The following is a 637-nucleotide window of genomic DNA, read 5'->3' as shown; positions in this document are numbered from 1 at the left end:
CGGGCACCCTCACCGGCATCGGCAACTCGCTCATGCTCGCGACCCTCGCCGGGCTCATCTGCGGGGTGCTCGGGCTCGGGATCGGCACGTTCGTCACCCGCACCCGCGCGCGCAGCAACCCCGCGCTGCTCGGCCTCTCCCTGCTGCCCCAGGCGATCCCGGGTCTCGTCATCGCCGTCGCGTGGCTCGTGATCGCGCCGCGGATCGGACTGTACAACACGCCGTGGCTGATCCTCTGCGCCTATCTGACGTCGTTCCTCGCGCTCGTGGTGCAGTCGGTGCACGCCCCGCTCTCCGCGACGCCGACCACCGCCGAGGAGGCGGCGCGCATCTCCGGCGCCACCCGCCTGCGGGCGCTCTGGGACATCTCGTGCCGCATGGCCGTGCCCGCCGCGATCTCCGGCGCCGTGCTCGTCGCGCTCACGGCCGTGCGCGAGCTCACCCTCTCCGTGCTGCTGCTCTCGCCCGGGTCGCAGACGCTCGGAGTGGTCATCTTCAATCTGCAGCAGGCGGGCGCCTACAATGCGTCGTCGGCGCTCTCCCTCATCGTTGCCGTCGTCGGGCTCGCCGGCCTCGGCCTCACCGCCCGCACCGCCCGCACCCCTCGCACCCCCCGCACTGGCTCGTATACACATCT

1 protein-coding gene is annotated in these 637 nt (G+C 72.4%); it reads left to right on the top strand.

Annotation, left to right across the window (positions count from 1 at the left end; translation table 11 throughout):
• A partial coding sequence (locus NS354_RS12705) for an ABC transporter permease (protein WP_153002228.1) occupies positions 1-637 on the top strand: 637 nt, incomplete at both ends.

The organism is Leucobacter chromiiresistens (assembly GCF_001477055.1).
In the GTDB taxonomy this organism is placed as follows: domain Bacteria; phylum Actinomycetota; class Actinomycetes; order Actinomycetales; family Microbacteriaceae; genus Leucobacter; species Leucobacter chromiiresistens_A.
The sequence above is the reverse complement of the archived record's forward strand: the minus strand, read 5'-3'. Positions and strand labels throughout refer to the sequence as shown.